Origin of the sequence: Ferviditalea candida, assembly GCF_035282765.1 — a bacterium.
GTDB lineage: Bacteria > Bacillota > Bacilli > Paenibacillales > KCTC-25726 > Ferviditalea > Ferviditalea candida.
The window spans coordinates 166,010-186,582 of the sequence record NZ_JAYJLD010000005.1; the positions used below are offsets into that span (position 1 = coordinate 166,010).

22 protein-coding genes are annotated in these 20,573 nt (G+C 49.5%); 18 read left to right on the top strand and 4 right to left on the bottom strand.

All coding sequences use genetic code 11. The annotated features are described in order from the left end of the window. Positions 1 to 65: 65 nt before the first annotated feature. From VF724_RS05435 to cysK, 4 genes are all read left to right on the top strand, one after another. Positions 66 to 491 carry a DUF350 domain-containing protein gene (locus VF724_RS05435; protein WP_371753207.1) on the top strand — a complete coding sequence of 142 codons (426 nt, stop codon included), beginning with the start codon at positions 66 to 68 and terminating at the stop codon, positions 489 to 491. 299 nt (positions 492 to 790) lie between these two features. Beyond that, positions 791 to 1,333 (top strand): hypothetical protein, encoded by a 543-nt coding sequence (locus VF724_RS05440; protein WP_371753208.1) that lies wholly within the window; start codon positions 791 to 793, stop codon positions 1,331 to 1,333. A 159-nt stretch (positions 1,334 to 1,492) separates the two neighbouring features. Continuing rightward, a complete protein-coding gene (locus VF724_RS05445; RefSeq protein ID WP_371753209.1) occupies positions 1,493 to 2,821 on the top strand; it encodes an MFS transporter in 1,329 nt (442 codons plus the stop codon). A 53-nt stretch (positions 2,822 to 2,874) separates the two neighbouring features. After that, positions 2,875 to 3,792: a cysteine synthase A gene (cysK, locus tag VF724_RS05450; protein ID WP_371753210.1), complete on the top strand. Its 918-nt coding sequence runs from the start codon at positions 2,875 to 2,877 to the stop codon at positions 3,790 to 3,792. Between the two features lie 221 nt (positions 3,793 to 4,013). On the opposite strand, the gene VF724_RS05455 is transcribed toward cysK, so the two are convergent. Further along, positions 4,014 to 4,331 carry a hypothetical protein gene (locus VF724_RS05455; RefSeq protein ID WP_371753211.1) on the bottom strand — a complete coding sequence of 106 codons (318 nt, stop codon included), beginning with the start codon at positions 4,329 to 4,331 and terminating at the stop codon, positions 4,014 to 4,016. Between the two features lie 389 nt (positions 4,332 to 4,720). Here VF724_RS05455 and VF724_RS05460 point away from each other — a divergent pair, with 389 nt between their 5' ends. The 8 genes from VF724_RS05460 to VF724_RS05495 all read left to right on the top strand — a co-directional run bounded on the left by VF724_RS05460 (position 4,721) and on the right by VF724_RS05495 (position 11,323). After that, positions 4,721 to 5,212: an Lrp/AsnC family transcriptional regulator gene (locus VF724_RS05460; protein ID WP_371753212.1), complete on the top strand. Its 492-nt coding sequence runs from the start codon at positions 4,721 to 4,723 to the stop codon at positions 5,210 to 5,212. 15 nt (positions 5,213 to 5,227) lie between these two features. Continuing rightward, complete coding sequence (locus tag VF724_RS05465) at positions 5,228 to 6,442, top strand: aminotransferase class I/II-fold pyridoxal phosphate-dependent enzyme (RefSeq protein ID WP_371753213.1); 1,215 nt, start codon at positions 5,228 to 5,230, stop codon at positions 6,440 to 6,442. 91 nt (positions 6,443 to 6,533) lie between these two features. After that, positions 6,534 to 6,791, top strand: a complete 258-nt coding sequence (locus VF724_RS05470; protein WP_371753214.1) for an aspartyl-phosphate phosphatase Spo0E family protein — start codon at positions 6,534 to 6,536, stop codon at positions 6,789 to 6,791. A gap of 264 nt (positions 6,792 to 7,055) precedes the next feature. Beyond that, a complete protein-coding gene (locus tag VF724_RS05475; protein WP_371753215.1) occupies positions 7,056 to 7,625 on the top strand; it encodes a cob(I)yrinic acid a,c-diamide adenosyltransferase in 570 nt (189 codons plus the stop codon). Beyond that, complete coding sequence (locus VF724_RS05480; RefSeq protein ID WP_371753231.1) at positions 7,619 to 8,581, top strand: RluA family pseudouridine synthase; 963 nt, start codon at positions 7,619 to 7,621, stop codon at positions 8,579 to 8,581. The genes VF724_RS05475 and VF724_RS05480 overlap by 7 nt, the downstream gene beginning before the upstream one ends. A 6-nt stretch (positions 8,582 to 8,587) precedes the next feature. Continuing rightward, the gene (locus VF724_RS05485; protein WP_371753216.1) at positions 8,588 to 8,950 is read left to right on the top strand and encodes an arsenate reductase family protein; all 363 of its coding nucleotides are present in this window, start codon (positions 8,588 to 8,590) and stop codon (positions 8,948 to 8,950) included. Positions 8,951 to 8,983: 33 nt separating this feature from the next. Then, entirely contained in the window at positions 8,984 to 10,060 is a 1,077-nt protein-coding gene (locus VF724_RS05490; RefSeq protein ID WP_371753217.1) for a site-2 protease family protein, read from the top strand. A gap of 75 nt (positions 10,061 to 10,135) precedes the next feature. Next, positions 10,136 to 11,323, top strand: coding sequence for an aminotransferase class I/II-fold pyridoxal phosphate-dependent enzyme (locus VF724_RS05495; RefSeq protein ID WP_371753218.1), 1,188 nt, complete (start codon positions 10,136 to 10,138; stop codon positions 11,321 to 11,323). A gap of 675 nt (positions 11,324 to 11,998) precedes the next feature. Here the strand turns inward: VF724_RS05495 and VF724_RS05500 are convergent. Next, positions 11,999 to 12,706, bottom strand: a complete 708-nt coding sequence (locus VF724_RS05500; protein WP_371753219.1) for a pirin family protein — start codon at positions 12,704 to 12,706, stop codon at positions 11,999 to 12,001. Between the two features lie 283 nt (positions 12,707 to 12,989). On the opposite strand from VF724_RS05500, the gene VF724_RS05505 reads away from it, so the two are divergent. The 6 genes from VF724_RS05505 to VF724_RS05530 all read left to right on the top strand — a co-directional run bounded on the left by VF724_RS05505 (position 12,990) and on the right by VF724_RS05530 (position 19,732). Then, entirely contained in the window at positions 12,990 to 13,301 is a 312-nt protein-coding gene (locus VF724_RS05505; RefSeq protein ID WP_371753220.1) for a winged helix-turn-helix transcriptional regulator, read from the top strand. Positions 13,302 to 13,596: 295 nt separating this feature from the next. Continuing rightward, positions 13,597 to 14,373 (top strand): SIMPL domain-containing protein, encoded by a 777-nt coding sequence (locus VF724_RS05510; RefSeq protein ID WP_371753221.1) that lies wholly within the window; start codon positions 13,597 to 13,599, stop codon positions 14,371 to 14,373. A gap of 147 nt (positions 14,374 to 14,520) precedes the next feature. Beyond that, a complete protein-coding gene (locus VF724_RS05515) occupies positions 14,521 to 15,393 on the top strand; it encodes a 5'-3' exonuclease (protein WP_371753232.1) in 873 nt (290 codons plus the stop codon). A gap of 45 nt (positions 15,394 to 15,438) precedes the next feature. Further along, a complete protein-coding gene (locus VF724_RS05520; RefSeq protein WP_371753222.1) occupies positions 15,439 to 16,119 on the top strand; it encodes a helix-turn-helix transcriptional regulator in 681 nt (226 codons plus the stop codon). 170 nt (positions 16,120 to 16,289) lie between these two features. After that, entirely contained in the window at positions 16,290 to 18,362 is a 2,073-nt protein-coding gene (locus tag VF724_RS05525) for a sensor domain-containing protein (RefSeq protein ID WP_371753223.1), read from the top strand. Positions 18,363 to 18,373: 11 nt separating this feature from the next. Continuing rightward, on the top strand, positions 18,374 to 19,732 hold the full coding sequence (locus VF724_RS05530; protein ID WP_371753224.1) for a protoglobin domain-containing protein: 1,359 nt from the start codon (positions 18,374 to 18,376) through the stop codon (positions 19,730 to 19,732). Here the strand turns inward: VF724_RS05530 and VF724_RS05535 are convergent. Together VF724_RS05535 and VF724_RS05540 are read right to left on the bottom strand one after the other, a co-directional pair. Beyond that, entirely contained in the window at positions 19,729 to 20,010 is a 282-nt protein-coding gene (locus VF724_RS05535; RefSeq protein WP_371753225.1) for a hypothetical protein, read from the bottom strand. The genes VF724_RS05530 and VF724_RS05535 overlap by 4 nt on opposite strands. A gap of 77 nt (positions 20,011 to 20,087) precedes the next feature. Continuing rightward, positions 20,088 to 20,384 (bottom strand): DUF3055 domain-containing protein, encoded by a 297-nt coding sequence (locus VF724_RS05540; RefSeq protein WP_371753226.1) that lies wholly within the window; start codon positions 20,382 to 20,384, stop codon positions 20,088 to 20,090. Positions 20,385 to 20,573 lie beyond the last annotated feature (189 nt).

Consider the following 20,573-nt stretch of genomic DNA (forward strand, 5'->3'; position numbering starts at 1 on the left):
GATTTCCGGGTTTTTGCGTAAGGTATGGAGGGGAATCGTTTTCCAGATCGTCGATAATCGGGGTGATGAGGGTGCACAATGCGGTGGATGATATGCTCAGGAATCCTTTTCTCGAGACAATCGCTTATTTTTCGGTTGCCATACTGGCATTGATTGTATTTTTGTCCGTTTTTGAGTTCGTCACCAAATACAATAACTGGGAAGAAATCAAGAAAGGGAACGTGGCCGTGGCCATGGCCACAGGCGGAAAAATATTCGGGATCAGCAATATTTTCCGATTCGCCGTGGTGAATAACGATACGATCTGGCATGCCTTGATTTGGTCCTCCTTCGGGTTTATTCTGTTATTGGCGGCGTATTTTATTTTTGAATTTTTAACTCCCATTTTTAAAATCGACGAAGAAATCCAAAAGGATAACCGAGCCGTCGGGTTGATCTCGATGATCATCTCCATCTCGCTTTCCTATGTAATCGGGGCCAGCGTGATTTAGGGCACGTGATGAAATTAGTTCCACTTTTGGCGGCAAAGGTTCAAGCGGTTTAATTGATCTTTGCCGCCAATTTGTGGAAGTTATTTCATCGCGATGCCTTAGGTTCACCATCACCCAATTTAAGCTCAATACAACAGGGACAAGGAGAGTCAAACGAAGATGAAATATTTGTGGGGCACGCTGTTCGCGCTGGCCATGGTTTTCATTGCCGTTGGCGTTTACTATTTTATCAAATTCGCCTGAGAAACCCCCCGTTGATCAGGATGTGAAAATCCACTATTGATTGAAGGAGCATAAAGATGAGCAAGAACCAAGTTTGTCCATGGTGCGATACGGAAATTGTTTGGGACGAGGAAATCGGCCCCGAAGAAAATTGTCCGCATTGTCTGAATCCGCTTGGCGATTACCGGACGGTCAATGTGGAGCTGGATACCGACGGTGAAGAGGAAACGGTTCGGCCGGACGCGGATCTTTCTTTTTCAGGCGGCCAACCGGAAAGAAAAGCGCCGGAAATTCAACGGAGCCGTACCCCTTTGGTCGTTCCGGATCAGGACTATGTGATCAAGGATCAGGCCAAAATGCGGTACGAGGAAACCGTTGAGCGTTATTTGGAGAGTCAGGATGAAGTTCCGGAATGCGTGCAGTGCCGGGAATTCATGCTTTACGCGGGAGACAGGACGGTACATGGCAGCGAGTTCAGACCGTTTGTTCCCGATGGGGCGGACGAGCCCTTCCTGCAAACACCTTTTGTACTGCGGACGTTTGTTTGTCCGTCCTGCTTTCACGTCAGCTTTTCCCTGTCGGACGAAGATCGCTTGCGGGTTATTAACAACCGCTGGTAATTCACTCATATCCAGTCGAATTCGATGCACCATGCGGATTTCATTTCAGATGAAATCCGCATTTTTTCCTTTTCGGCGCTTTTTTGGCGCAATGTTTTGGCTTCCCCGGTTTTGGGCAGTTTAATGAAAAGGTTAGGTTGCAATAAGCAGAGAAGGGGAATGAAAGTGCAGCAAACGAAGCGTCATTTTCCGGAAAACTCAATTCTAAGGCCGCGCAAACTGCTGAACGAAACAGGAGAAAAGGAATCGGGCGCTGAAGGAAAAGGAAAATCGGCCGCAAAAGGCAGACTCGGCAGTCAGGCGGTCCTGCTGCTTGTTGTCAACGGTCTGTTCGCCGTGGCAAATGCCTTGTCCGGAACCTTTGTAAACATTTATTTGTGGAAAATCAAAAATGATCTGGCGTTGATCGGGTGGTTTGCGCTTGCCAATCAAGCCGCCATGTCAATTACCATCTGGATCGCGGGCAAATGGGTCAAGGAACATAACAAGATGAACAGTCTTCGTCTGGGGGTTTTTGTTTCCGCCGCCTTCTATTTTTCGATTTTGCTTCTCGGCAAAAGGTCGGTCGACTTTGTTCTCCCGCTCGGAGCGGTTCAGGGAATGTCCGCCGCCTTTTTCTGGCTCGCCTTTAACGTCGTCTATTTTGAAATTACCGATCGGGACAACCGCGATTCGTTCAACGGATGGTCGGGGCTTCTCGCCTCCGCAGGGATGATGGTTCCGTGGATAGCCGGCTTGCTGATTTCCCGAATGCCTGATACGCAAGGATATACGGTTATCTTTTCGATATCGCTGGTCATTTTTTTGCTGGGAGTGGTTGTCAGTTTTTTTCTGAAAAAGCGCAAGGCTCAGGAGAATTACGAGTGGTTTCATGCTTATCGCCAGCTTGCCGACAAATCCAGCGATTGGCGCCGAATTTGTTCGGCTTTGGCGGCACAGGGAATACGCGAGGGCGTTTTCGGCTTCGTGATCGGGCTGCTGGTGTATATTGCCACCAATAATGAAATGCAGCTGGGCAATTATGCGCTGATTACCTCAACCGTCGCTTTGATCAGCTACTGGCTGATCGGGAAATATTTGAAGCCGGGGCACCGCAGCTTGGGAATGCTGATCGGGACGGTTATGCTGGTTCTGTTTATTCTCCCGTTCTTTTGGCAAGTGAACTATTCGACTCTGCTGATTTTCGGTATCGGAACCGCGCTCGTGTTTCCGCTGTATATTATCCCGATGGTTTCCTCTGTTTTCGATATCATCGGCAAGGATCGTGAGAGCGCCACCCTGCGTGTCGAATATGTCGTTCTGCGGGAATTGGCCTTAAGCTCGGGCAGAATTTTCGGCACACTTATGTTTATCGTGGTCGTCTCGTTAAGCCGCTCTCCATTGGTTCTCAGCAGCATGCTGTTATTCATCGGCAGCACTCCGTTCGTCGCCTGGTTGCTGATGCGAAAGCTATTGAATGTGGTGCATCAGGTTGACAAATCTAAATAATCCGATAAAATAAGTGGGGATAAGAGTTTGAGCAGAAAAGGAAGTGCGTCCCCATGGCCAAAATGGTCGGCAGCATTACGGAGTTGATTGGCGATACACCGGTGGTTCGCCTTCAACGGATCGTGCCGGTAGGTGCGGCGGAAGTCTTTGTGAAATTGGAATATTTCAATCCCAGCAAAAGCGTGAAGGATCGTGCGGCATTCAACTTGATCTTACAGGCGGAAATAGACGGACTCATCCAACCTGGCGCGACGATCATCGAACCGACAAGCGGAAATACCGGCATCGGGCTGGCGATGAATGCGGCAGCCAAAGGGTATAAGGCGATTCTCGTCATGCCGGATAATATGACGAAGGAACGAATCAATTTGTTGAAGGCGTACGGGGCGGAGGTCGTGCTGACGCCGGCGAAGGAACGCATGCCCGGTGCCATCCGCAAGGCGGAGGAGCTCCATCGCCAGATTCCCAACAGCTATATTCCCCAGCAATTCGAAAATCCGGCGAATCCCGATATGCACCGAAAAACGACTGCGTTGGAAATCCTGCAGCAGATGGAAGGCCGGATCGACGCATTCGTGGCCTCTTCCGGAACCGGGGGGACAATCACGGGCACAGGCGAAACGCTGCGCGGACATTTGCCGGGCATTCGCATTTATGTAGTTGAGCCCAAAGGCTCTCCCGTGCTTTCCGGCGGGCAGCCGGGACCGCACAAGGTGGTCGGCACAAGCCCGGGTTTTATCCCGAGCATACTGAACACCGGGGTCTATGACGAGATCGTTCAAGTCTCCGATGAGGACGCGCTTCAGACGGTGCGCGATCTGGCGGCCAAAGAAGGCATTCTGGTCGGGCCCTCCTCGGGAGCGACCGTATGGACGGCCATCCGGGTGGCGGAGCAGCTGGGTCCCGGCAAAAGAGTCGTCTGCATCGCACCGGATACCGGTGAAAGATACCTCAGCATGGATATTTTTTGAAGGAGGCACTTTGGTAGTTTCTATGCAAAAAGGTGAATATAAACTTCGGTTGTATTCATCTGTTTGCCACTCCCGGCTGCGCATTGGAAAGTGCCTCGAAGCTCCGTTGCCTTGAGTTTCCGTGGCAATGGCTAAAAAGTTAAAGGGTCTGTGATTACAAGGTAGCTATTTTCCATTTGGCAATATATGTCATTTCAAGGAGCGGGACTTCGTTATGCTCATTAAGCTTTCGCCACTTTCTGACGCCCCTTTGAAGTTCGTGACGGCCTTCGAAATATAGCGGCACGCAGGGCTTCCCACGATTGGTTCAGATGCGCTTTGATCAAACGACTGAGCTCCAGCAAGGTTTTGGTCGTCTTGAGTTCCAGCTTCATCAAAAGTACGAGGCAGTAGGCAATGAGACAAACGGCATTGTCTTTCAACCGGGTAACGAAGAAGGTGCCCTCCACGCAATACTGATCGTATTTCTGGTAATCCACATAGCCGCGATCAAACACATCGTTTTCCGATACGTGGCCCATTTGTACTTGCTCAGGCACAGACTCATGGTAGTGGAATCCAATAATTTGACGGTACCGATTCTTCCGGTAACCGGTGTGCTGAGTCGAGAGATTTGGGCGACCAGGTCGGCAAACATCTGTTGCAACAGTTCGGTTGACAGCTTGTTGTTTTTTCTGGAAAGCTGAGAAATACTGATGGATTTTGCATTTAGGGGTTCAACCCATTTACCAAAGTATCCTTGTCCATACGTTGGTTTTATTGATCTTTGCTTTTTCGGGGTTATTTCATCACGATGCCTAATTTCATTCTTAGGGTTTCTCATCACTTTGTTCCGCCCAACAGGCGGATTTTTCTTTGCAGGTTTCAACGTTTCGTTGTAATATGGAGTATAATGCATAAATGCACAAATGCTCAGGAGGTTCGACGGATGAGTGAACTGAAGTTCAAGGTTCTGGATTTGCTGCGGGAGGACTCGCGACGAAGCGCGGATCTCCTTTCCACGCTGCTCGGCGTGACCGAACAGGAGGTCAAGGCGGTCATTCAGGAGCTTGAGGATGAGAAAATCATTGTCAAATATTCGACTGTGGTGAATTGGAGCAAGCTGGATGAAGACAAGGTAACGGCTCTGATTGAAGTGCAGATTACGCCCGAAAGAGGCAGGGGCTTTGATGCGATAGCGGAAAGAGTCTATCTTTATCCGGAGGTCAAAACGGTGTTCCTTATGTCCGGCGCCTATGACCTTTTGGTCGAGATTGAGGGGCGCACTTTGAAAGAAGTCGCTTTATTCGTTTCCACCAAACTGTCTACGATTGAATCTGTCATTTCTACAAAGACACATTTCATTCTCAAAAAATACAAGCAGGATGGGATTATCTTCGAAGAGCACGAAGGGGATCACCGTATGCTGATTTCACCGTAAAGGGAGAATTTCCTCATGATTCGTCAGGATGAATTGAACCAGATGAAGGGAAAACGCCAATCCATGCAGGATTATCTTGCTTCTTCTGTCAAAGAAATTCCGCCTTCTGGTATCCGTAAGTTTTTTGATCTGGTTGCCGGAAGCAAAGATGTAATCTCTCTGGGGGTCGGCGAACCGGATTTTGTCACTCCTTGGCACGTAAGAGAAGCTTGCGTGTATTCGTTGGAGCAGGGAAGAACCGCCTATACGCACAATGCGGGACTGCCGGAGCTGCGTGAAGGGATTGCCGAATATTTATATACCCGGTTCAATGTGAAATATGAGCCTTCCAATCAGATTCTGGTGACGGTCGGAGGCAGCGAAGCGATTGACTTGGCTTTGCGCGCTTTGGTCGAGCCGGGGGATGAGGTGCTGATTCCCGAGCCGAGCTACATTTCGTATTCGCCGATCGTTTCCTTGGTTGGCGGCAAAGCCGTGGGCATCGAAACCTTCGCCCGCGATCAATTCAAAATAACTGCCGAAGCCTTGAAAGCCAGGCTTACTTCCCGCACAAAGATTTTGATTCTGTGCTACCCGAACAATCCGACCGGGGGAATCATGACCTATGAGGATTGGCTGCCGATTGCGAAAGTTGTGGAGGAACACGATCTGATCGTGATTTCTGACGAAATATACGCTGAACTCACCTATGGAAGCCGGCATGTCAGCTTTGCTTCGATTCCGGGAATGAAGGACCGCACTGTGCTTGTCAGCGGCTTTTCCAAGAGCTTTGCCATGACGGGCTGGAGAATGGGCTACGCTTGCGGACACCCGGAGCTGATCGGGGCGATGCTCAAAATTCATCAGTATACCGTGATGTGCGCTCCCGTAATGGGGCAGGTAGCGGCAATCGAAGCTTTGAAAAACGGTCTTGAAGAAAAAGACCATATGGTGGAAGCCTACAATCAGCGCCGCCGTTTGGTGGTAAAAGGTTTCCGCGAAATCGGATTGGACTGCCATGAGCCGCAGGGAGCTTTTTATGCGTTTCCGTCAATTCAATCCACGGGTATCAGCTCCGATGAATTCGCCCAGCGTCTGCTTGTCGAAGCCAAGGTTGCTGTCGTTCCGGGCCATGTCTTCGGACTGGGAGGGGAAGGATTCATCCGGTGTTCATACGCTACATCCGTGCCGCAGCTCTCCGAAGCTCTCGAGCGGATCGGAAATTTTGTTAACAGGATTAAAAATATTTGAAAAATGGATGTTTATTTTTCATAGATTTGCTATAATGAGACCATTAGGAGGATTCTTCCGTTGTCGTCTGTAGATCAGGGAGGGGTTGCTAATGGCAGTAACTCAATATCATATGACGAGCAGTATTGCGGAGCATTTGATTCTGGAACGTCCCCATCGCTTCGGCACAAAAGTTTCCGACCGCAATCGCCTTACGAATGCTCTCGAGGAGGAAATCTTCCAGCTCCGGCTTAGGATGGAGCGGGTCATACAGGAACACAAGCTGCTGACGTCGCAGAATGTTCTGGAAATCAGTCACATCCTTGACGAAAAAATTAATGCATATATGAAGCTTCGAATGAAGAGTTGATCAATTAGGGCTCGCGATGAAATTAGTTCCACTTTTGGCGGCAAAGTATCAAGCGATTTAATTGATCTTTGCCTTTTCGAAGTTATTTCATCGCAATGCCTAGGTTGAAGAGCTGAGCAATCGGCTCTTTTTTTTGGGTTCTTTTTGGAATGTTTGCAAATATGTTATGATGGAATCGAACAGCGATTCGGACGATTGAATCTCCGGTTCCGGCATAGAGTCAAATGGGCGAATCCGGGACGGATGGATGAAGGGGGAGCTCCAGTGAAAATGTATACCCGTTCGGGCGATGAGGGGAAAACCTCGGTCATCGGAGGACGTGTGGATAAGGATGACATCCGCGTTGAAGCTTATGGCACGATTGATGAGCTGAACGGCTTTGTCGGGCAGGCGGCAGGCTTCATGGATGGGGAACGATTTGCCGAGATGCGGGATAAATTGATTTGGATTCAGCATGAATTGTTTGACTGCGGCTCCGATCTTGCGTATGTCGGGAAGAAGGACAGGCCGTACAAGGTAACCGCGGACATGATTGACCGGTTGGAACAGTGGATCGACCTGTATGAGGAGGAGAACCCGCCGATAACCCGTTTTATCCTGCCGGGCGGAACAACGGTCTCATCGGCGCTGCACGTCTGCCGCAGCGTCAGCCGCAGGGCGGAACGAAGAGTGGTGACATTGGCCAAGACCAGCGAAATCAATCCGGAGGTAATCCGCTATTTAAACCGTTTGTCGGATTTCTTCTTTGCGGCCGCCCGAACGGCAAACAGCCGGGAAAATGTCAAGGATGTCGAATATGAGCGCAGCGCAGAGGTGTTTCGGACGGAATCATGAACTATTACGAGCCTCTGACATACATTGTGACTTCAAGCGAAGAGGGATGGCTGCTTCGTACGGTTTTGAGGCAGAAATTGGGGATTTCGCGAAAGCTGCTTTCCCGCTTGAAATTGACCGAGGAGGGCATTACGGTCAACGGGGTCAGGCAGTATACCAACGTGACTGTGAAGCAAGGGGATGTCGTTCGGGTGAGCATGGCGCAGGAGCGGTCGACAGATATTTTGCCGCAAAAGCTTCCGCTCCGCATTCTGTTCGAGGATGACCATCTGCTGATTGTCGACAAGCCGGCCGGCATGATTGTCCATCCGACACACGGGCACTATACCGATACGCTGGCGAATGCCGTAGTTTACCATTGGCGGGAGACGGGCAAGCAGCACAGGTTTCGTCCCGTTCATCGATTGGATCAAGAGACATCAGGTGTGCTGGCAGTGGCCAAAAATCCTTACGCGCAGCAAATGATTGCCCTGCAAATGCAAGCGGGAGACGTTGTCAAGGAATATATCGCATTCGTTTACGGAAGGCCTCCTGCCGCATCCGGCACTGTAGAAGGTCCAATCGACCGGGACCCGCTTGAGCCCCATATCCGGGTGGTTACGCCAACCGGTTATCCGGCGGTGACTCACTACCGGCTGGAAGAGAGCTTCGGCGCTGCCAGCCGGATGCGTCTCCGTTTGGAGACGGGCAGAACCCATCAAATTCGGGTGCATATGCAGCATATCGGCTGTCCGCTTATCGGGGACAAGCTGTATCGCAGGCTTGACGGAGAAGCGGAACAACCGAGCTTCGAAGAATTCATCAGCCGTCAGGCGCTGCACGCTTCCCGGTTGTCCTTTGACCATCCCGTCAGCGGCCAAAGGCTGGATTTTATCGCGGAGCTTCCGGAGGACATGGCTTTGCTGATGAATCGGCTGCGTATGTTTGCATCCGACAATCATAGAATAAAGGAGTAATGCTTTATGCGGAAAGTGACTATTTACCAATATCCGAAATGCGGCACCAGTCGAAAAGCCGTCAAATGGCTTCAGGAACACGATGTAGAGATGGATAGCATACCGATCGTCGAGAGCCCGCCCTCCGCGGAGCAGCTGGCGGAATTTGTCCGCAAAAGCGGACTGGACATCAAGAAGTTTTTCAATACATCGGGTGAAGTCTATAAGGAAATGAACCTGAAGGATCGACTGCCGGAACTGTCGGATGAACAGAAGATCGGGCTTTTGGCGGCCAACGGAAAGCTGATTAAACGCCCGATCGTGACGGACGGAAACCGGGTTACGGTCGGTTTTAACGAGGAGCAATTCGAAGAAATCTGGGGTGGATGACTGGGTGTCGAATCATAAAGGTGTGAATGCCGATTGAACGAATCAATAAAAAAAACGAAAAAATCGAGGCCTTGGGGTTGGGTCGGGGCCGGAATTCTGCTGCTGTTTACCAAAATCAAAATGATTCTTCCGCTGCTGATAAAATTGGCCGGTCCCATTCTGAGCATGCTGATTTCCGTGGTCAGCTATGCTTTGCTTTTGGGGAAGTGGGAGACCGCCATCGGCTTGGTCATCATGCTGTTTGTGCATGAAATGGGGCATGTTTTCGCGGCCAAACGAAAAAAGCTGCCAGTTTCACTGCCTGTGTTTATCCCTTTTTTGGGCGCATTGATTACCATGAAAAAGCACCCGCGGGATGCGGTGACGGAGGCTTATATCGCGTTCGGGGGGCCGTTGATCGGCAGTATCGGCGCTTTCGCGGCACTGCTGTTGGGCGTTTGGCTGGATCAAATGCTGTGGGTAGCCATTGCGTATATCGGCTTTTTCCTCAATTTAATCAACCTTCTGCCCATCCATCCTTTGGACGGTGGCCGCATTTCCGTGGCTGTGACGCGTTGGCTGTGGCTTTTTGGACTGATTGGCGGTTTTTTTGTCATCCTGTATTTGCGAAGCATTCTGTTTTTTATCATTTGGCTGTTGTTTGCCTGGGATTTGTATAAAAAGTACGTGCGCAACAAGAAATCGGGAACCTCTCTAACCATCCCTTTTCATATGGAAATATCAGGCGATTATCTGGTGGAAAGAGGTTCGTTCATCCCGGGGGAGCAGCACCGGGCCGAGTTGGCCTTTGTCACCTATTCCACTTTGGAAGGCGATCAGAAGGTGGAAGTGTTCTGGGAAAGCCTGGGCGTCCGGACTGCGGTAAATTTGCCGCACCAGATGCTTCTTGAGGGTGTCAAAATGACACACATCGAACACATTCCGAATTGGAAGCCGGTTCCCGATAAAATCGTTGTGCACTGCCAAATTTCCGGCGAGGTCTATGTCAGCGACAAATATTACGACGTTCCGAACGCGACGCGCTGGAGGTTCGGCTTGGCCTACGCGGGCCTTGCCCTGTTCTTGTTCCTGATGATCGGATATATTCATCGCATATTCCCCATGGCTTAGTGTGGATGCGAAAGGGAACAGGGAGATAACCATATTTGAACAAAACGACAGCTTGAGAAGATGAGGAGATCAGGCATGGGCATAAAAGGATCGAGACGGCTGGAGCAACTGGGCTCGGCCATCTTTGCGGAAATAGCGGAATGGAAATCGGAGGTGAAGGCCAGAGGGATTGACGTGATTGATCTGGGGATCGGCAGCCCTGATCGTCCGCCGTCCGATAAGGTGATCCGCGCGCTGAAAGAGGGCGTGGAGGACCGGTCCTTATACCGTTATCCAGGGTCGGAAGGTAGCCCGGAATTCCGGGGAACAGTTGCAAAATGGTATCGCTGCCGGTTCGGCGTCGAATTGGATCCGGATCGGGAGGTGCTGGCCTTGATGGGATCCCAGGACGGTCTGGCTCATTTGGCGTTGTCCGTCACTGATCCGGGGGATGTCGTAATGGTTCCCGATCCGGGGTATCCGATATATGCCGCCAGCCTAAGCCTTGCAGGGGCTGAGCCGTACTTTGTGCCGCTGAGGGAAGAAAGCGGATATCTTCCCCGGTTGGATGAGATTCCCGAGGAGATTGCGCGCAGGGCAAAGCTGTGGATTTTGAATTATCCGAGCAATCCGCTGTCCGCGGTGGCTGACCGCGCTTTTTTTGAACAGTGGGTCGAGTTTGCGCGCAGATACGATATTCTGCTGGCCCATGATTTGGCCTATTCGGAGATGGCTTTCGACGGCTTCAAGCCGCCCAGCATTCTGGAAGTGAACGGAGCAAAAGAAGTGGCGGTCGAATTCCACTCCTTGTCGAAAAGCTATAATTTGGCAGGCTGCCGTATTGCATATCTTGTCGGCAATGCGGATGCCGTCAAAGCTCTGCGGATTTTGAAGTCGAATATTGACTACGGAATTTATCTGGCCGTGCAGAAGGCGGGCATTGCCGCCTTGGAGGAGGATATGAGCGGAGCGGGGCCGATAGGCAAGCTTTATGAACGGCGCAGGGATGCGATGATTGAACGGTTTGCGCAGCACGGCTGGCATATTCCGAAACCGATGGCGACCATGTTTATTTGGGCGCCTGTTCCGCAAGGGTGGACCTCCCGACAAATTTCCCGGGAAATTCTGCTGGAGACCGGAGTTGTCGTTGTGCCGGGCGACGCTTTTGGTTCGGAAGGCGAGGGCTACGTTCGCATCGCGCTTGTCCAGGAGGAGTACCGTTTGCTGGAGGCGGCCGACCGGATCGGGCGATTTTTGCAAAAAAAGCGTCGGGCCGGATCTTAACGCGGATTGTATGCTGGTGGACAAAATAGAGGCAAATAGTTCTCTTATTTCTTCTTCGAAATTGTTAAAAAGAGGAATAGGGGAAATTCGTTACTTTATTTCTAGATTTTTTCATTATCGAGGCAGACTATTCTAGGAATAAGATAACTTTTTTCTCTTATTTAAAAAAAGGAATGAGAGGACAGAGTACGGCGTCAAGCCCACAATGTATGAATAGCCCCAATCCTTCCTTCGGCAAAGCGAAGGATTCAACTGACACTCATAAGCAATACTAAGAACCGCCCGATCGGACGGTTCTTTTTTTGCTGGGTAGGCTGGGTGCGATAGATATTTGAGCCTAAGCGAAGGACGAACTATCCCACTACCAAATGAGACATAACGATGATAATCAGCACTTGGAAGGTCCCTTGAACCGCGGCAAGCGTGTTGTTTCTCCGGTTTTTGCAGCTTCTGATAAGTCCGGATCGAATTGGGCAGCAGGATGCCCATTCCGATTACGGCCAAAATTGTGATGGACAGCACGGGAAAATAAAGCATCGTTTTCGGGGTCAGCCAATTGATCACGGCACGCTTTTGATTCGGGCTAAGCCCATCCTTTTCTCATTTGACAAGTGTTTGCGAAATATCGTTTGGAACCAGGAAGACAGTTTAAGCCAGGCGCGGGGTTGGGCAGCATTAGGGCAGATCAATCAGCATAAAGAACGCCCCGCTGCCGGAGTGAATCTGCAGATCCGCCACGTCTTCGATTCGGGCGGAGTCTCTGCGTTGGAGCGAATGCTCGCCGTTGAGCTTTAAATCCCCTTCGATCACGAATAAAAAGTTTTTTCTGCCGTGCTGCTGCTGGAAATCGATTTGTCTGCCCGCCTCCAGCTTGCTCAAATAGAGAGTGGCATTCTGATGAATGTAGGCTACCCGATTTTTTTCGTGCAGGCTTTGGGACACGACCGGCAGCAGTGAATTGAGCATCTCGTCAGGGGTGTAACGGATCTGCTCGTAGGACGGAGTCAGGCCTCTTTCGGCAGGCTCGATCCACAGCTGCAGGAAATTGACCGGGGTATCGGAGGAAGGGTTGACTTCCGAGTGGAGAATCCCCGTCCCTGCAGTCATTCGTTGAATTTCACCGTAACGGATGATTTCTTTGTTCCCCGTGCTGTCCTCATGCTGGAGTTCCCCGTCCAGAACCACGGTAACGATCTCCATTTCACGGTGGGGATGGGTTCCGAAGCCGGTCCCTGGCTGCACGATATCGTCATTTAATACTCTCAAGGGCCCGAATCGCAGATTGTGGGGATCGTAATATTCCGCAAACGAAAAGCTGAAACGGCTGTTCAGCCATCCATGGTCGGCGTTAAACCGCGATTTGTCCGGAAAGATTCGGATCATTATGCATCAATTCCTCTCTTTGGCGCGTTCTTTTCTTGGCGTGAGTCTTCATGGCCGCATTTTTATACATGTAATAGTACCAGTCTTGAAAATTCACTTCCACAAAAATAATTCAATGTGAATTCTACGAGGACGCTTCGCCTGCCATTTTCACCATCCGCTGGTGCTATGGAAATGCATAGGGTGTTGATACGTACAGAAATATTTTAATTAACCATATTCTCTCAGGAACTTACTTTTGTCGAGCAGCTATGGTAATCTATTATCAAGGAGTTGATCGGCCATGAGTCATGATTTCAAACTTTGTCCGAAATTCGAACAGGCTTTCGAATTGTTGGGAAAACGTTGGACAGGTCTCATTATTCGCGTGCTATTGACCGGTCCGAAGAGGTTCAAGGATATTTCCGCGCTCATTCCCGGAGTCAGCGACAAGATGCTGACCGAACGGTTCAAGGAACTTGAGGCGGCTGAGGTTCTTATCCGCAACGTCTATCCGGAAACCCCGGTGCGCATCGAATATGAATTGACCGAGAAAGGCAGAATGCTTGAACCGGTTTTGGATGAAGTTCAAAAATGGGCGGACCGGTACATTTAACAATCTTGAGACCAAAAGTCCCTTATCTCTTGCTCTGTTTTAACGAAGTTTTGGTGGGGGAGGTTCCCCCAAGTCCAAGTACAAGCGGGCTATTTATGCTTCGCTTTTTTTGTGCGGTCGGGTCGGCTGCGCGGAGAATACCTGCAATTGCACATCTTTCTTAATGCTTTGCTTTTCCGCCACGCAACATTCCTGCCAAAATGCACTTATTTTCGGCTCTATCTCAAGATAGATGAAACCTTTTTCATTCATTGCTCGTCAGAAGGGTGACAATGAAATGAAAGGGGTTTTTGTTATGAAGAGGAAGACGGGATTTTTATTGACGGCCATGGGAATCGCTGCTGGTTTGCTGGTCCTGCCGCTGATCGGCGGGGCGGGAGCGGTTCTCTTGAAAAGCCAATCTGCCTTTGCGGCGGGCTCATCATCTCCGGCTCAGCAGGATCAGCACCTGATCGTCGTGAGCGGGCAGGGGGAAGTTTCCGCCGAACCGGACGTGGCCTATATTTCTATTGGCGTCGAGACCTCTGCGGACACGGCTAATGCTGCACAAAGCACGAATTCGAAGAAATTCGCAGACCTGCAAAGCGTGCTGTTGAATCAGTATGGAATCGACAAAAAAGAAGTTCAAACCACCAGTTTTCAAGTCTATCCGCAATATCAGTACAGCGACAAGCAAAACCCCAAGGTTGCCGGTTATACCGCAAGCCATATGGTTCAGGTGACCTACCGCAATCTTCCCAAATTGGGCCAACTGCTTGACGATGTTTCCAAGTCCGGGGTCAATCGGGTGAACAACATCCAATTCAGCACGGAAAAATCGCAGGATTATGAGCTGCAGGCCCTGCAAAAAGCGATGGACAACGCCAAAGCGAAGGCGAAAGCGCTGGCTCAATCGGCAGGAAAGGAACTGGGAGGTGTTGTGAACATCACCCAAAACGGCGGCAGCATGCCGCCGGTGATCTACGGAAACGCAAAGATGGTGGCGGATTCTGCTGCGTCGGCTTCCACCCCGGTATTCGGAGGGGAAGTGACTGTTTCCGCCAACGTCACGGTACAGTTTGAATTTCGGTAAAAAAACTGACACTATGCAGGAATTGTTCGTGAAATATAAACAAAATGCAAACAAAATGCCGGAAGAGGGTGCGGGTTTCGCGCTCTCTTCCTTTATCCTGTGATATAATAAACCAAAACGGGATAGGGTGAATACATATTGACATCATTGAATCGCACGGGCGATACCGTGCTGCTGGTTGACGGAATGGCCCTGCTGTTCCGGGCGTTTTATGCGACCTCCTACGGCGGTTATATCATGAAAACCAGTGCAGGCATTCCAACGAATGCGGTATATGGCTTTGTCAAATATTTTTGGGACGCAGTCGACACGTTCAATCCTTCACACGTGATTTGCTGTTGGGATATGGGGAGCCGAACGTTTCGCGCGGAGAAATTCGACGGGTACAAAGCGAATCGGGCGGAGCCCCCGGGGGAGCTGATTCCACAGTTTGACCTGGTGAAGGATGTGGTTGCGTCCTTCGGCGTGCCGAATATCGGGCTTGAGGGTTACGAGGCGGATGATTGCATCGGGACGCTTTCCAGGAAACACGCCGAACAGTCCCATGTGTTCGTTTTGACGGGCGACCGGGACATGCTGCAGCTGGTGGATGAAAACGTCCACGTCATTTTCATGAAAAAAGGACAGTCGAATTATGCGGTTTATAATCCGGATACCCTGTTTGCGGAAACGAATCTGAAGCCTGCGCAGATTATTGACTTGAAGGGATTGATGGGCGATCCGAGCGACAACTATCCTGGAGTCAAGGGCATTGGGGAAAAGACCGCGCTGAAACTTCTCCAAGAGTTTGAGTCGGTGGAAGGGATACTCGAAAATATTCAATCGCTCTCCAAAAGCGTGCGCAATAAAATCGAATCGGAGTTAGACATGCTTCATCTTTCCAGGGATCTGGCTACCATCCGCCGGGATATCCCGATCGAATGCGGTCTGCATGAGTGTGTCTGGTCACCCGATCCGGAAAGCGTCCGCGGAATGTTCGAAACGCTGGAGTTCGGAGGGTTGCTGAAACTGATCAGTTGAACTGACAGAATCCCGATTACTTCAACAAATACTGGAGGATATCAGATGCTGTTGTGGAACGTTCCCGATCGGGATAAAATCAGCCTTATGGAAACGATTTGCGAGAGCATGACAGACGCCATCGTTTTATTGAATGAGGACGGTCTCATCGAGGGCTGCAATACCGCATTTTTGCGGCTCTCAGGATATTCCGAGAAAGATTTGAATGAGGGAAGATCGATCTGCACGATATGTAACGGAGTCTTGACAATTAAGGAAGCGCTTACTTGCTCCGATTGTCCAATGACGCAAATGCCCCGGGAATCATCCGCCATTCAATTTTTGGACCGTTCAGGAAGATCGTCCCGCGTGCTGGTCAGCACTTCTAAAGTCAAACTTGAGAGCCGCCTTCAATGGATCGTTGTTTTACGCACAATGTCCCCTGTACAGAGTGCGATTAGCGATACTTTCGGCCGGCTTTTGATAAAATATGATGAACAGCTGGAGGAATTTTCGCACATGCGCGGCAGCACTCAGCTGATGCTCGGCAAACTGAGCAAACGTGAAAAAGAGGTTTTGGAATATATCGCTTTGGGATTTTCCAATCAGGAAATTTCTGAGAAATTGGTCATCTCGGTGAAAACCGTGGAAAAACACAAGTCTAACATCGTATACAAATTGCGCTTAAAATCCTACGGCGAGCTGGCCCGTTTTGCCGTCATCAAGGAATTGCTGGATTTATCTTAAGCTTAAGTCGGAGGTTCAACAGCTTAAAAAAAATCTACAAGAAGTTCATAAAAACGTCAAATAACGTCTTGAATTCGACAAATATCGGGGAATCCCCCGATATTTCTGCTTAATTTTAGCAAATATAATGATATTAATCGTATTCAATAAACCAAAGTAGGTGGCTGCCTGTGAGCGATCTGAAAAAAGAACTCGAGGACATCAAGTTTGCCTTGGATCAATCGTGTATTTTGGCGGTTACGGATGCCGCAGGAAAAATCACTTATGTCAATGATTTGTTCTGCAGCATTTCCCAATATACCAGGGAAGAGCTGATCGGTCGTACCCACAGACTCGTCCAATCCGGACATCACAGCCGGGATTACTACCAAGACATGTGGAGAACCATTTCACGCGGGAACGTATGGAAAGGGGAATTCAAGAACCGCGCCAAAGATGGTTCCTTCTATTGGGTTCGCACTACGATCGTTCCATTCATCGACGAAAAAGGAAAGCCGTTTCAATATATATCCATAAGAACGGACATCACGGAAAGCAAAATTATGGAGCAAGCATTGAGAGAAGCGATGAAAAGCGATTTTGAACGAACAATCAAGAGTCTGAATATTGCAATATTTAAAGTGGAACGAAATCAAGCCGGTCATTATGTTTACCGTTTGTCTGAAGGTTTGCTGTCCGAAAAATTCAACCTTAATACGAAGGAAATTGCCGGGAAAACCAGCTTCGATATTTTTCCAAAGGATACGGCAGTCTTCTTGGAACAACGATTCAAGGAGGCTGAGGGGAGCAAGAACGTTACGTTCGAATTATCACTAAATCAAAATCATTTTCATGTCACGCTATCCCCCCATCTTAAGGAAAACGGGATGTATGAAATCATCGGCTCTGTCGTGGACATTAATAAACAAAAGGAATCGGAAAAAACCATTGAACGGATGGCTTATTTTGACGATGTTACCCGGCTGCCGAACCGCCGCATGTTCAAACTGGATGTTCAGCGAATGATCGAGACGGCGCATGCGGAAAATGGAAAGTTTGCGGTCGTTATGCTGGATCTGGACCGTTTCAAACAGATTAATGATACGTTTGGACACTCAATTGGAGATTCCCTGATCAATCAAATTGCCGAACGGTTATCGAGTCTGGTAAATGAGGATTTGTGGCTGTATCGTTTCGGTGGTGATGAATTTTTGTTTCTTTACCGGATGGATGGCGTCGGCAAATTGGAGAACGAATGGTTCCGGAATATCTTGTCGCTGTTTCACGAACCGCTGATCATTCGGAACCAGATGATCTATGTAACGGTCAGTCTGGGCTCCGCAGTATTTCCATTTGACGGATACGATTGGGAGACGCTTGTCAAAAATGCCGACACCGCGATGTATGAGGCCAAGCGAAAGGGAAGGAATCTCTACGCCAGATATACATACAGCATGAATTCGCAATATCAGGAAAAGCTCTTGATGGAGACGGAGCTTCGAAGGGCGTTAATCAATAATGAATTCGCACTTTATTACCAACCTCAATATGAGACGGCAACCCGCGATTTGATCGGATTCGAAGCTTTGATTCGTTGGAACCACCCGATAAGGGGGATGCTGCAGCCGGGCGAATTTTTGCCTGTAGCAGAAGAAACCGGACTGATGATCGAAATTGGACAATGGGTGTTGAAAACCGCCTGCGAACAAAACAAACTATGGCAGCGATCCGGATATACTCCTTACAAAGTTTCCGTGAACATCTGTCCGGCTCAGTTTCAGGCGTCAAGGTTTACCGAAACTGTCTTTAAAATACTGAAAGAATCCGGACTTGCTCCGCAATATTTGGAGCTTGAAATAACGGAAAACGGCATTATGCACAGTTCAGATGAAAGCATCAGAATATTGGAGAGTCTGAAATCCGCCGGAATTTCCATTTCGATCGACGATTTCGGCACCGGCTATTCATCGCTTGCCCTGCTGCGGAAATTTCCGGTTGACGCGTTGAAAATCGCCCATCATTTTGTCAAAGATATCCCGGATAAAAAAGAAGATCGGGCGTTGGTGACAGCGATCGTTCAGCTGGCCCGCGGCATGGGATTGAAGGTGGTTGCCGAAGGAGTGGAGCATGAAAGGCATTATGATTTTTTGAAATATTTGCAGTGCCATGTGATGCAGGGGTTCTGGTTTGCCCGTCCGCTGCCCGCGGCTGAAATAGATAGTTTGCTTGCAAGAATGGGCAATAATCAATCTATTCCAATGTGAAAGGTGAGGAAATGACGAAGAAAAGCCCGTTTCATGTGCCGACCGGGGTGGTTGAATTAGTTGCGAAACAACCGCCAAGCAAGGAGAAGGTATCCAAGGAACCGTCCTGGATCGAGAAGTCACGCACGCAGCAGGTGCGGATTTCATTGGAGGGTCATACTCATCTTAAGGAACAGATCCGCATGATCAATTTGACGGAAGACGATCTCAAGCTGGTCAAAGCCATTCAGCCGCTGGTCCGGCGGCATATCGACAGCATCACCGAGCAATTCTATTCTACGGTTTTGCAGGTGGAAGAGCTCAAGCAAATCATTCACCAGCACTCCACCCTGGATAGGTTGAAACAGACATTGCTGGACCATCTATTGGACATGTTCAACGGAACGATTGATGCAGAATTTATCTCCAAACGGATGAGGATTGCCGACGTGCATGTGCGCATCGGATTGTCTCCGAAGTGGTATATGGGGGCGTTTCAAAGTCTGCTTAATTCGTTCATGGATATGGTCAATACCGAGGTTGAGGAGAGGCAGAAATGCTTGCGGATCGATGAGGTCATTGCCAAACTGATGAATTTGGAACAGCAAATTGTGCTCGAAGCCTATGAAGCGGAAAATATTCGGCAGCGGGAGAAGGAATATCAGCGCGTTAAACAGGAACTGAAATGGAAAATGGCAGCGTTGAGCGAGGAACTCGCTGCGTTGACCGAACAAACCAGCGCATCGGTGGAGGAGTTGGTCGCGAGCAGCAATGAAATCCGTTCATCGTTTCAAATCAAGCTGGAGCAGGCCAAAGCGATGCAGGGTCTGACCGAAGAGGGAAGAACGGGCATACAGCAATTGGATGACCGAATCGAGAGTATTCTGCAAACTTCCGAGAAGATGACGGGGACGGTCAGCCAGCTGAGCGACTCCTCTTCGCAAATTGCCGGGATTATGAATCTGGTCAAGGAAATTGCCGATCAAACGAATCTGCTTTCTCTGAATGCAGCCATTGAAGCGGCAAGAGCAGGCAGTCACGGAGCCGGGTTTGCCGTTGTCGCATCCGAAGTGAAGAAGCTGGCGGATGAAACCAAAGCCTCCGCCGAAACGATCCGCCGATTGATTACCGATTCGGAAAAGTTTGTGCAGGAGGTGGTTGCGGGAATTGCCGAAGTCCGGGCCATGATCGACCAGGGACGCAAGGAATCGGATGCGGCCAGCCGGATTTTTAACCGGATTCAAGAATCGATGCAGCACAATATCCGCGATCTGAACAAAACGGATCAGGAAGTGGAGTCTTTGGTACAGGTCATTGAAGAAATCGGAACGTCGTCGGCCAAGGTCGCCGCATCCGCTGAAACGCTGAATCAAGCAGCGCAGAATGCTTAATCGGTCGGAAACTCGTTCGCGATATCCTCGTCATGGGTAGGATGATCGCCGGGGTAATCCCTTTCCAGCCCTGCATGAAACTCGCGGTCTTCATAGACAAAACGATTCGGCGGACGCTGATCCTCCCGCCACGGGCTGCTTTTTCCGAGCGATTCAACCAACAGCGATGAGCCGTAAGCGCCTTCGGGGAACTCCTCCGCCGCAAGATCGTTTCGCTGAGATTCAACAGTTGCCAAATCGGTAAATTCTCTGCGGCGCTCTTTTTTAAATGGTGTCATTGGATAAGCCTCCCATAGTCATTTATTACTAAGTATTCCTCGGGAGGATGGCTTAGATGTATCCAACAAGCGATGGGTCAATCGGTAAAATTTACCGTACCGACGATTTGTTCAAGGAAGCTTCTCAATTCATTCGCTTCCGCTTCATCCAGTGAGAATGTCTTCTCCAAGTATCCTTCTTCCTCAAGATCATCGGGACCGATAATGGCGGTAACGCCGAATTGCAGATCGATCACCAGTTTTTTTCCGTAGAAACGGTCGGTATTTACAATAGCCAAATCAAATCGCTTCAAGCTGCGTGTGATGAAACAGACGAAACGGGTGCTCGTGACCTCCGTCGAATCGGACAAAAAATCAAAATCCCCCGAGAACATCCAACATCCTCCCCTTCAATAATGAAATGCAAACCAGATTATACATGAAATGCGGGGAAACGGCAAAATATCCTTGTCGAAATTTGGGTATGTCAAACGTCTGAGAAAATGTCACCTTAACTCGTCCGAGAAAATGTCACTTTTGTAGTGTTCCGAGCCACCGTTAGGTGGCTTGGACTGTCTTTGAAT

Excerpts from the sequence above, each read along its gene's own strand:
- VF724_RS05505 (WP_371753220.1), top strand. The coding sequence starts at position 12,990 with ATGAGTCATGATTTCAAACTTTGTCCGAAATTCGAACAGGCTTTCGAA.
- cysK (WP_371753210.1), top strand. The coding sequence starts at position 2,875 with ATGGCCAAAATGGTCGGCAGCATTACGGAGTTGATTGGCGATACACCG.
- VF724_RS05530 (WP_371753224.1), top strand. The coding sequence starts at position 18,374 with ATGACGAAGAAAAGCCCGTTTCATGTGCCGACCGGGGTGGTTGAATTA.
- VF724_RS05495 (WP_371753218.1), top strand. The coding sequence starts at position 10,136 with ATGGGCATAAAAGGATCGAGACGGCTGGAGCAACTGGGCTCGGCCATC.
- VF724_RS05540 (WP_371753226.1), bottom strand. The coding sequence starts at position 20,384 with ATGTTCTCGGGGGATTTTGATTTTTTGTCCGATTCGACGGAGGTCACG.
- VF724_RS05440 (WP_371753208.1), top strand. The coding sequence starts at position 791 with ATGAGCAAGAACCAAGTTTGTCCATGGTGCGATACGGAAATTGTTTGG.
- VF724_RS05500 (WP_371753219.1), bottom strand. The coding sequence starts at position 12,706 with ATGATCCGAATCTTTCCGGACAAATCGCGGTTTAACGCCGACCATGGA.
- VF724_RS05510 (WP_371753221.1), top strand. The coding sequence starts at position 13,597 with ATGAAGAGGAAGACGGGATTTTTATTGACGGCCATGGGAATCGCTGCT.
- VF724_RS05460 (WP_371753212.1), top strand. The coding sequence starts at position 4,721 with ATGAGTGAACTGAAGTTCAAGGTTCTGGATTTGCTGCGGGAGGACTCG.
- VF724_RS05535 (WP_371753225.1), bottom strand. The coding sequence starts at position 20,010 with ATGACACCATTTAAAAAAGAGCGCCGCAGAGAATTTACCGATTTGGCA.
- VF724_RS05445 (WP_371753209.1), top strand. The coding sequence starts at position 1,493 with ATGAAAGTGCAGCAAACGAAGCGTCATTTTCCGGAAAACTCAATTCTA.
- VF724_RS05470 (WP_371753214.1), top strand. The coding sequence starts at position 6,534 with ATGGCAGTAACTCAATATCATATGACGAGCAGTATTGCGGAGCATTTG.
- VF724_RS05435 (WP_371753207.1), top strand. The coding sequence starts at position 66 with ATGAGGGTGCACAATGCGGTGGATGATATGCTCAGGAATCCTTTTCTC.
- VF724_RS05465 (WP_371753213.1), top strand. The coding sequence starts at position 5,228 with ATGATTCGTCAGGATGAATTGAACCAGATGAAGGGAAAACGCCAATCC.
- VF724_RS05520 (WP_371753222.1), top strand. The coding sequence starts at position 15,439 with ATGCTGTTGTGGAACGTTCCCGATCGGGATAAAATCAGCCTTATGGAA.
- VF724_RS05485 (WP_371753216.1), top strand. The coding sequence starts at position 8,588 with ATGCGGAAAGTGACTATTTACCAATATCCGAAATGCGGCACCAGTCGA.